Raw genomic sequence first — 12,292 nt, 5'->3', positions numbered from 1 at the left:
ATTAATCACGACCATTAGTTATTTGGATCTATGTCTGGTAGTCCATCTACGTCGTTGTGATGATGGTGTTCATCATCTTGGTTATGGTTATTGGCTGCATCATGATGTTCAAGTGCATCCGACATATCCAAATGTGCTTGATCGTAACCTACGGCATGTTGCTGGTCGACTTGTGCAAGCACGATGTCCATGTCTGCAGGTTGATCGTGCCCGGTGGTAGGTGATGCATTGGGCTGAATACCTAGGGCATCCAAATAAGCCGCAGCACCATGGTGGTCAGTTTTCTGGTCTGACTCCTGGTGAGCATGCTGAGATAAATCTAGAGAAGTGTCTTCACTTACAGTAAACGTGAAGTCCTCGTGAGAGGCGACCTCTGGCTCGTCATGCTGAACTGGCGGCGGTGGAGGTGGGGCAGGGTGAGATGCGTGGACAATTGGTGTTATCGTCATATCAACGACCTCTGTCCCAACCGTAAGTTTGCCACTATGCCCTGGTCCATGACTGAGTATTTGAACGTTCACGTGGGCAACCACCTCATCCTGATTTGTCCCTTGCAGCGCGATTTCGAACTTATCTTCATGCTGACCAATACCTGAAGCACTGCCATGTGGTCCAGTGTGGACTTGTGCTTGCTCTTGGTAATGTAAATGACCAGTTTGAGGGTCAATAGTTAACGTTCCATATTGCCCATGATGGCTTGTTACATACTGACCATTAGGTAGGTGGATACGCCAACCGTTTTGCGCCGATGGGACAGGCGTTTGAGATGGGGCAAGAGGTGGAACACCAAGTGTACCGGACACTTGGTGACTTCCCGATGGTGGCCTGACAATGATAGGTTCAGGTATAGCACTGGCAGCAAAACCTTGGCTGCCTGCGGTATTACCGTGTTCGTCAGTCATTGTTGCTTGTACATTAGAACCAGGATGAACTTCAATTTGTATTCCATGCTGTAGAGTATGAGCATCTAATACATGATCCTGTCCGTTAACAACGAGATGTTCGCCAACCTTAGCATCACCCGGTGGGGTAATTGTCGCAGTGACTGTATTGGGGTGCCCGTGGGCTATTTCTGCTTTGCTGTAAAGCCCATCAGGTCCGGGGTTTTCAAAGGTAATTGTCGGCAGGCTAACATGATTATCAACGCTGAATACCTGTGAACCTGTCGTCGCACTGCCAACATTTCCTACGGCATCGGTGGTTATTATGGTGGCTTCTATTGAGTGTATCGAGCCAGACTGGCCATTTGCATAGCTAGTATGAATATTGGCATGTTCCAATATATTACCAGCCACTGGAATAGAAAAATGTCCACTCGAATCAACCGAGCCTGTGAGTGATGAAATGGTTGCACCGTTTATCTTTAAGCTGACAATATCACCTGTTTGGTAATCGCCAGTTACTGTTCCGGTTATCGCGATAGTTTGACCAGATTCAAGAGCATTGAGCACGTTATCTTGTGTCACTGAGTCAACTGCAATATGTGGAATCGGACTCTGCGTATCAACTAGCAGATGGGTCGAAATGCGAGGCGTCGAATTACCTGCCGTATCAACGGTACCAACTTGTATTGAGTAGTCGCGGTCGGTCGCCATTATGTTTTGATGTATAGAAGTACCTAGAGTTAATGACCACGTGCCATCTGGTTTTACCGTTGCATCATAAAAGTGTTTATTGCCGATGACGACATAGACGACATCCCCTGGTGCTATGTTGGATGTCGTGCCGGTGATCACTAATGGTTGGTTGTTCTCTGCGGCATTTAACGCGTTGTCCTGCGATATCGGGTTCACTGTGATTGTGCCGGGAGTGGTGTCCAAGGTGAAGCTAAAGTGCGTCACTGGGGATACGTTGCCAGCGATATCAGTCTGTCTTACCTGTAGGTCATTAACCCCCTCAACTGGATTGAACACAGCTGTCCAAGTGTGTCCGCCGTCATTCGAGTATTCTACTTTTGCTCCTGCTTCAGTTTGAATGGAAAGCCTAGAATCCTTAGTAATCAAGTCTGGTGTATTGATGGAGTGTCGGCCAGTGTCGTTACTTAGTGATACGGTAGGTGCGTTGACCGTATTATCTAAGGTGAAACTCACGGAAGTTTCGGCCGACACATTTCCTGCAGTATCAGTTTGTCTCACGCTGACCGTATTTGAGCCTTGTTGCGGGGTGAAACTCGATGTCCATGTATGTCCGTTGTCGGTCGAGTATTCAACGGTTGCGCCTGCCTCTTGCCCATTGATAGTTAATGAACCATCGCTAGTAATCAAATCAGACGAATTGCTTCCTGTATCGTGAGTTAATGATATTTGGAGCGGCGCGACTACAGTATCAACATGCAGAGAAAGAATGGATGATGTTGCTGGTAAAACTGAAGAAGGAGCTAACGCTTTGGCAGAAAGATTATGATCGCCATTCGATAAGCTGCTTACCGCCACACTATACTGCCCCGAACCATCAGACACCGCATGTCCAATAGGTGTTGAGCCATCATAGATGGTGACTTGTGAGTATGGAATGTCCGTGTGTCCGGTGATTGTCGGCGTACTGTCTTTAGTGAGGTTATCGGTATCAGAGGTGCCAGTATCACTAGATGCCGCTAAATCGACAGTGACTGCATTGTTTGGTGGAGTGTTTGTCCCGGTTGGTAAACTTGGTTGCGTGGTTGTTACCAGTGGATTGGAAGGCACAGAGGTTGAAATCGTCGGTGATTGCCCTGGCACAACTGAAACATGACCGTTGGCATCGAAAGTGATGAACTTCGACGACTCCCCACCGTGATTGTCAGCCACTTTTACTTCAAACACATCGGTACCGTGGTATGTGTGTGTCGCCGCGTTATAACTCATTCCAGCAACGGACCCATTGGCTGTGTATACATACGTGCCCGAATCTGGGTCGACCGATAGCGAACCGAATTGACCGGTTGAATTGACGACAGAGAAGGTATGAGTGTCGTTCACGTCAACATCAGTTTCGGTCAGTGTGCCTGTTGTTGGAGTTGTTTGGGTTACCGATAAAACAGGGTCATCGTTTGTACCATGAATAGTTATCTGAATCACTTTCGAGGTATCATCAATAGTATTCACCGTCACCGTCTCTTGAAGTGTGTCATGCTCTCCTAGAGAGTTTACGGTCGGATTTGTAGAATCAAGATGAAACGTCCAGTAGCCATTTTGGTCAATTGAGAGCTCGCCCAAATTATGTGTACTCGCGATATGACTCTGTGCCCAAAACCCACTCTGTCCATAGTCTTTATCATCAGCATTAAGTGTTCCAAATACAGAGGTTTGAGAGTCTTCGTAAACAGCCCCTGTACTTTGTCCCGTGATTATTGGGGCATCCTGGGTTCCAGTAATGGTCACTTTTATCACATGTGCTGTACCGTCAGCACTATGCACAGTAAATACATCGGGTCTTGTTTCTCCCTGATGCAGAGATTGAACACGAGGATCAAGTGAATACGTCCAATGACCAGATGCATCTATGGTATAGGTACCAAGTTGGGTTGAACCTGATGTCGCAGTAAAATGACCCTCTCCACTATCCGGATCAGTAACGGTGAGGTTTCCCGATGTTTGTAAATGCTTGTCTTCAGTTACCTGTCCCGAGTCTTGGCCTGAAATGATCGCCCCATCATCATTTCCTTGTACCAACACTTCAATATGTTTGGTTGCGGTTGAGCCGTCAGTAGATATCGCTGTGATATCAAAGCCTTCTGCCTTGGTCTCACCTTGTTGTAGCGCATTGGCCTTGGAGTGGTCTAGGTCATAATGCCATTGCCCATTGCTATCCACATGAAGGGTACCGTAAGATCCAACAGAGTTACCTGCAGTAAAGGTGACGGAACCTTTACTATCGGAATCGTGCGCAAGTAGGGTGCCTGAAATAGAGGTAACCTTGTCCTCAATAGCCGTTCCCAGTGCGGCCGTTAATGCGTCAGGCGTATCAATAATCACATGATCATCAGTGCCTAAGATTTTGGCTGTCAGCGGGATTCGTGTTCCATCTGCGGTGATCAGAGTGATCGTATCAGTCAGAGAATCGCCATGGCTCAGTGATTGAACTTCAGCGTGACTATTATCTGCACTGTAGCTCCATTTGTCGTGGCCATCGGTTGAATGAGTGAAGTTGAAGGTACCGTGTGTGCCTGCAAGATTCATCGCGAAATTTGCTGGTACCGTGTGCTTAACGCCGTTGACCTCTATTTGAGTAACTTTCGCTTCTGGTTGCGAGTCAATATCCTGAATATCGAGGTTTTTCCAGCCTGACCATAACTCATTGGTGTTTGTTCCCGATTTGAGATGATCTTCAGTTACAAAGTTGGAGGCGAGTGTCGGTTGCAGTGTGGCAGCATCATTGCTCGGTAATAGCGTGGCAGACGCGCCAGTATGAGTAACGCCACCATGAGCATCTTTGACGTCATAAGTGAAATGTACTTTACCGTTGAAATTATGGTTTGGAGTGAAGGTAAATGTACCATCTTTGTTGTCGACGAGAGTGCCGTGATCCGCATGCAGATTGGCGATAGTGAGTTGTCCGGCATCGTTAGTATCCACATCGACAGTATTTGCAAGCAACTCAGTTGTTGTGATGGTTTGCGCAAGATCTTCTTTACCGCTGTTAAGTTGCACTTCACCAGAACAATACGGACGGTCGTTATCGCCATGAATGGTGATAATGATATCATGTGTGGTGCCATCTGCAGATTTAACGGTGACAGTATCGGTTAGTGATTCCCCTTTCCCCAGATGGTCAATAGCTCTGCCGGTTACATCTTGGCCGATGGAAGCAAAGTAGCTCCAATCCCCGTTAGTTTGAAGTATGACACGACCATGTGAACCATAATAAACGCCTGTTTGGGCATAGCTTTCACCTGCATCAGCATCAACTATCGATAGGTGGCCATCGGTATGAATTTCATCGTTCCACAATTTCCCTATGTTTCCATGCATATGATCAGGTGAACGGTCATCAACATAGCCGCCAGTCATACTACCGTCTGGTGCGGTGAAAGTGTGTCCTTCATGGACATCGCCGGTATCAACACCTGTAATAACGGCTTTATCTCCAATCGCATCAATATGAAGAGTGTTAGTAGCCTCTTGTGAGTCATCATGCCCATCGTTAACAGTATATTTAAACTGAACATCGCCATTAAAATCTTGCGCAGGAACGAACTGAAGTTTACTGATGTCAGCTGTAGTGATGTGTTGCCCCGCTGTAACATCGTGTCCATCAAGTAAAAACTTACCCTGTGTTGATGGTGGTAGATCTGTGATTGCTATGGAATGTAGCGTATCACCAGTGTCGATATCGGTGAACCCAAACTGACTAGCTTGCATTTGGTAATGTGTGTCTTCAGTGCCATGTGCAAGTGTCGTCGCAGTTATGGTCGGTTGATCATTGGTTCCTGTAACCGTTATTGTTATATCGTGGGCAGTGTGGTCTGCAGAATAAACACGATATACAACCTTTTCTACTTCACCTTCAGCTAATGATTGCAAGTGACTGTTGGCTACTTCATACCCCCAAGCACCACTTGGCGTAATGCGTAAAAAACCACCAAAGGGATCGTGAATCGCTTGCTCTCCAAATCGGTTAACTTGAAAGTGGTCTTGCCTTGCATCAGGATCAGTGACACTCAATAAACCTGATGCTGCAACGGGTTGAGCTGAGCTATGACCAACATTATGATCTTCAATAATCGTTCCGGCATCATTGCCAAAAATCACAGCAGAATCACGGGTGGGAGTGAGAGTTATTGAGGCTGATGTAGCGACACTTCCACCATGTGCATCCTGCACATCATAGGTAAAGGAGACTTTGCCGTTGTAATCTTGGTTAGGGTGAAAGGTGAATGTTCCGTCGTGATTATCGGTAATCTTTCCATGATCCGCGATAAGATTTGCTAGAGAGAGTTTCCCCGCATCATTGTGGTCGATGTCTGTAGCGTTGGCGAGTAAATCAGAAGCATGTAGAACGACATCTATATCTTCAGTTCCAGCCGTAAGTGTAACTGCGGAGCTAACAACTGGAGCATCATTGTCACCTTGGATAGTGACTTGAATTTGATGAGGCGTACCATCAGCAGAACGTACAGTAACAGTATCAATTAACGTTTCACTACTACCGAGAGATTGAATCTTTGCGAGGCTATTATCAATTTCATAGCGATATGAACCATTGGATTGAAGAATGAGTTTTCCACCTTCCTGTGTTGTATATCCGGTATCCCATGTGCCTGTTTGTTGGTTTTGATGAAGATTCCCATCAAAATGATCTTCTCCAGCATCGGCGTCAGTAATGGTTAATTGGCCGTTGTATATGATCGTATTACCGGAGTTTAGGGTAAGGTTATGATCCTCTTGAACAGTGAAGGTGTCTTGTCCGCCAATTGTTGCACCGTCATTCGCTCCGTGTACAACTAACGTTAGAGTCTTCGTATCCGTACCACCATTATGGTCATCCACTTTTACCTGAACATGTATAACTTGGTCATTGTTTGCTCCCAAGTTTTGATAACTTACATGGGAGGGGTCAAAAGTGTAACTACCATCATTGTTAAAGATTAAGCCATCTACAGGTTTATCAATAGTGAATGTATGCGTGTCTTTTGTATCCACATCCGTGGCATGCATCTGACCAGATAAAAGGGTTCCACCTTCAGTTACCGATTGTGATTGGGCAGAGAGGACTGGTTTATCATTGGTCCCCTCAACGGTAAACTCCACTTTGTGTTGAGTTCCATCAACGCTGTGAATGGTATACTCCTCTTTGAGTGTTTCACCCTCTGAGAGATGTTGTACTAAATAATTACTTATATGGTAGTAATAGTTACCATTACTATTCACCTGAAGATCTCCACCATGAGACCCTTGATAAATACCACCATAGAGCACATCTGGGAATTGCGACTGTGCAGGACCATCAGGGTCAACAACATGGAACACACCAGAAGCTCCAAGGAGATGCCCACTGGAGATATCCACATTGATATCCTCTTTAACCCCAGAACCGGAGCCTGTAATAACCGCTGCATCACTGGTTGGTGCTAACGTCATACTCGCTGAAGTCGCTGTACTGCCAGCATGTGCATCTTTTACATCATAGCTAAAAGAGACTTTCCCATTGTAATCTAGGGCAGGATGAAAGGTAAAAGTACCGTCATGATTATCGGTGATTTTTCCATGGTCGGCGGTGAGATTGGCCACTGAGAGTTGCCCTGCATCATTGTGGTCGATGTCTGTAGCGTTGGCGAGTAAATCAGAAGCGTGTAGAACGACATCTGTATCTTCAGTTCCTGCAGGAAGAGTTGTTACCGAAGAAACCTTAGGGTCATCATTTGTACCGTGGATTGTGATCTGAATTTCATGACTTGTTCCATCGACACTGTGGATTGTCACCTTATCGACAAGAGTCTCTGTTGACCCAAGATTTTGAATTTCTGGTTTATGATTATCAATTGTATAAGTGTAAGTACCATCTTGTTGTAAAAGTACCCACCCACCCATTTTTGTATCATAGCCAATTCCGTGATAGGTGTGGCCTCTTTGAATATCAAACTGAGCTTCACCTTGGTCGGGGTCAACAATATCTAATTTTCCATCAAAATGAAGATTATATTGTGTATCAATATAACCACGATCTTCTGTCACATTCCCTTGATCAATTCCAGTAATAGTCGCAGCATCGCCAGTTGCTTGTAAGTGTAAATTCGCGCCTGTTGCAGTGATACCACCATGCGCATCTGTCACGTCATAAGTGAAGTGCACTTGGCCGTTGTAGTCTTTGGTTGGCGTGAAAGTGAAGGTTCCATCGTGATTGTCTTGAATCGAGCCATGGTCAGCATGCAAATTAGCGATAGTGAGCTTACCTGCATCGTTGGCGTCTACGTCAACAGTATTCGCGATTAGCTCGGTTGCTGTGATGGTTTGAGTTAGGTCTTCCTTACCTGAATTGAGCTGTACTTCAGATGCGCAGTAAGGGCGGTCATTGCTACCGTGAATCGTAATGACAATATCGTGCGACGTGCCATCTTTAGAATATACGGTAATCGTATCAGTCAGAGTTTGATTTTCACCAAGCTGGTCGATGGTTGTTCCTCGGGTGCTTGCGAGACCACCAGTGCTACGAATCTGCCCCGTATCAGCGTGATAAAACCAAGTTCCATCTTTGCGAAGAAGTAGGTCTCCATATTGACCTGAGTAATTAAAGCCAAGCCCGTGTGTATCAAACTCAGCCTCTCCTGTATCTGTGTCTGAAATAGAAATCTTGCCACTGGTTCTAATGGTACTTCGTACTAAGTGAGCCATACCTGGTTGAGCATAATCTGGGGACATGTCCTGTCCAGCATTACCTTCGGTTACATCACCCGTGTCGACACCGCCGATAACGGCAGAATTATTAACCCCTGTAATCGTAATTGAAAGGTTTTGAGTGCTGCTCGCATTATGTTCGTCTGTGACTGTTACTGGAACAGTCAATGTCTTCGTGACACCTGATGCTAACGATTGATAGCTAGAGTGAGCAGGGTTGAAGCTATAACTGCCATCCGGATTAACCACCAAGCCATCAATCTGCGGTGCGCTGTAAGTCAAGGCCGCACCGGTATCAATATCTTGGCCAACCATTTGTCCATTTAGAACGCTTCCACCTTCAGTCACTGAGTGGGACTGAGCATTGATGGTTGGGGCATCGTTGGTACCATAAACCGTTAGTTCTATCGTGTGTGTTGTACCATCTGCTGAGCGTATAACGGCTGAATCGTGTTTAACTTCACCTTGCGCTAAGTTCTGTATGTTGCGGTTGTCGAGGGTATAGGTGTAGTGACCGTCGCGCATGAGCAGTATGTGACCACCTAATTTGGTGTCGTAGCCAATACCTTGATAGGTTTGCGGACCAATATTCGGATCAAATTGAGCCTCTCCCGCATCAGGGTCTTGGATGTTTAATTTGCCGTCGTAATGTAATTGATAGTGGGTGTCTATGTAACCGCGATCTTCAGTCACTCCCCGTAAGTCAGCATTGGTTTGTGCGTCGGTAATAATCGCATTATCTGGAGCTGCGGTAAGGTCAAACTTAGCTTGAGTGCTGACGCTACCACCATGGCCGTCAACCACATCATAGGTGAGTCGAATCTCACCATTGAAATCTTTATCTGGCGTGAAGGTATAAGTGCCGTCTTTATTATCAGTCAGGCTACCGTGTGTCGCTTGCAGATTTGTCACGTGCAATACATCGTTACTATCCACATCGCTTGCATGCGTTAGCAAGTCAGAAGCCTTGATGGTTACGGGTTGATCTTCTTTACCCGCAGGAAGCTGAGTCCACGCACTGACAATTGGTTTGTCGTTGCTGCCTTGCACATCGATAACGACTTTATGAGGGACTGTCGCTCCTGTTGAATCGGTAGCGGTGATCCAGAATGATTCAGACTGATGTTCACCAGCCGCGAGCTTATCCGCGGCACCACCGGTCGAATTGTCTAGCTGATAGTGCCAATGTCCATTCTGATCAATCGACAGTGTTCCCCATTGGCCCTGGGGTTGATTGATTGCCCATGTGACGGTGTCAGATTTATCTAAATCGGTTGCTGTTAGAGAACCTGTCGCATCTGGTGTTCCAGCAGTGTTTAAGCCCTGTTCGATGACTGCGCCACTTGAGGTACCGGAGATAGTAGGGCGGTCATTGGTGCCGTTGATCGTTACTTTTATTGTCGATTGGGTCCCATCGACAGAAGCAACCGTAAAGGTCTCGTCAACTTTGTCGCCGACATTCAGTTGGTTGAACGCGCTGTTAGCGGTAAATACCCAGTGACCATTGGAATCAATGGTTAGATCGCCGTGGTTACCTGCAATTGAAGCAGGAGTGAAGGCGTTATCCGGGTTATCGACATCGGTACTGGTTAGGGTTCCAGATGTGGTTATTGCCGTGTCTGTTTCATCGACAACCACAGTCGCGCTGCTTACGGTTGCCGCATCATTCGTACCGTTGATGGTCACTTTAATCGTGGATGGAGTGCTATCGACAGACGTTACTGTGAATGTCTCTTCAACTTTATCGCCGACATTGAGTTGGTTGAATTCACTGTTGGCGGTAAATACCCAATGCCCATTGCCATCGATGGTTAGGTCGCCGTGCGTGCCGTGCTGAGTTGAAGCAGTAAAGGCATTATCTTGGTTATCGACATCGGTGCTGGTTAGGGTACCAAAGGTCGTGACGGCTTTATCCGTCTCATCGACAGCCACTGTCGCGCTGCTCACTGTAGCTGCATCGTTAGTACCATTGATGGTCACTTTGATCGTGGATGGAGTGCCATCGACTGACGTTACCGTAAACGTCTCTTCAACCTTATCGCCGACATTGAGTTGGTTAAATGCACTGTTGGCAGTGAACACCCAGTGACCATTGGCATTAATGGTTAGGTCGCCGTGCGTACCTGTGATCGAATCTGGTGTGAAGGTGTTATCCGGATTATCGATATCGGTGCTGGTTAGGGTACCAGATGTCGTGACGGCTTTATCCGTCTCATCGACAGCCGCAGTCGCGCTGCTGACGGTAGCCGCATCGTTGGTACCGTTGATAGTCACTTTAATAGTGGATGGTGTGCCATCGACAGACATTACCGTAAATGTCTCTTCAACTTTGTCACCAACGTTGAGTTGGTTGAATGCGCTGTTGGCTGTGAAGACCCAGTGACCATTGGCATCAATGGTTAAGTCGCCATGGGTACCTGTGATCGAATCAGGAGTGAAGGTGTTATCCGGATTATCAATATCGGTGCTGGTTAGGGTACCTGACGTTGTTATTGCTTTATCCGTTTCGTCGCCAGCTACAGTTGCGCTGCTGACGGTAGCCGCATCGTTGGTACCGTTGATGGTCACTTTGATCGTGGATGGTGTGCCATCGACAGACGTTACCGTAAATGTCTCTTCAACTTTGTCACTAACGTTGAGTTGGTTGAATGCACTGTTGGCTGTGAAGACCCAGTGACCATTGGCATCAATGGTTAAGTCGCCATGGGTACCTGTGATCGAATCAGGAGTGAAGGTGTTATCCGGATTATCGACATCGGTGCTGGTTAGGGTACCTGACGTTGTTATTGCTTTATCCGTTTCATCGACAGCTACAGTTGCGCTGCTGACGGTAGCCGCATCGTTGGTTCCGTTAATAGTGATAATTACTTGATGAGGAGTTCCATCGACCGAATGTACGGTTATGGTATCGGTAACTGTCGAGCCTTTACCTAGTGCTTGGACTGCTGGGTTAGTGTTATCCAAGTCATAGGTCCATTGCCCCGAATTAGTCAAATGAAGTGTACCGAGACTACCTACGATATCAGTGTTGGAAAAATGATCTTCACCGGTGTCGGCGTCACGAATAGATAGCTTTCCTGTGATGTGAGTAGAAAGGTCTTCGTATACTTGCCCTTTGTCATTACCGGAGACAAGCGCATTATCATTTTCTCCACCAATTGACATTTGTAGCACTTGTGGAGTGCCATCTTTAGTATGGATGGTAAATGTTTCAGTAAGTGAAGTGTTATTCGTTAATGCTTGAATCGTTGATTGAGAATTATTAACAGTATACTGCCAATATCCCTGAGAATTTATAGATAAAGAGCCAAATTGGCCATGTATCGTCTCTGGAGTTAACTCACTTTCACCATGGTCTGGGTCTAGGACGTCTACTTTCCCACTTGTTGTTAAAAAACCGTGGCTATCCACATTATGGTCTTCTTCGAGATGACCCGAAAGCTGGCCAGTAATGGTTGGTGAATCTTGTTTACCCATCACCGGAACTTGAATGATGACCTTTGTTCCGTCTGTTAGATGGACTGTAAATGTGTCCGTGCCTGGTTCTTGCTTTTGAAGCAATAAATATGCCGGAGACTTCGCGGCTAAAGTAAATTGATAATTACCATTTTTATCAACATGCAGCTGACCATAGGTACCTTGAATTGTTTCTTCTACATAAGTCTGGCTTTGCGGAGTTGTAGGGTTAGTGTGCGTAGGGGGTGTCTTTATTGTTTGTGTATTGCTGTCGATGGTGTTTGAAATTGAGGGCTGCGTAGTGACATTAGTAAGTCGATGAATGATCGGGTGATTATGAGAAGCGAGGTGATGCGATGGAGTAGGAGCAAGTGCCTTCACCTCTTCAGTCCCGCCTTCATTTAAGTTCTTGTCTTCGTGTAATAACGAAGCATTTTTTTGGGTAGACGAGCTTTCTACGAGTTTATCTGAATTCTCCAAGTGAGGTTCATGGCTTGAAGTTTCATTGGGCTGAACATTCTCAT

Annotated in this window: 1 protein-coding gene; it reads right to left on the bottom strand. The window is 46.2% G+C overall.

The features are described 5' to 3' along the window. Nucleotides 1-14: 14 nt before the first annotated feature. Nucleotides 15-12,248 carry a VCBS domain-containing protein gene (locus BCT11_RS12200; RefSeq protein WP_241909017.1) on the bottom strand — a complete coding sequence of 4,078 codons (12,234 nt, stop codon included), beginning with the start codon at nucleotides 12,246-12,248 and terminating at the stop codon, nucleotides 15-17. Nucleotides 12,249-12,292: the final 44 nt, after the last annotated feature.

Source organism: Vibrio sp. 10N.222.52.B12, assembly GCF_002875385.1.
GTDB classification, from domain to species: Bacteria; Pseudomonadota; Gammaproteobacteria; order Enterobacterales; family Vibrionaceae; genus Vibrio; species Vibrio jasicida.
This window is presented reverse-complemented; position numbering and strand designations above follow the sequence as displayed.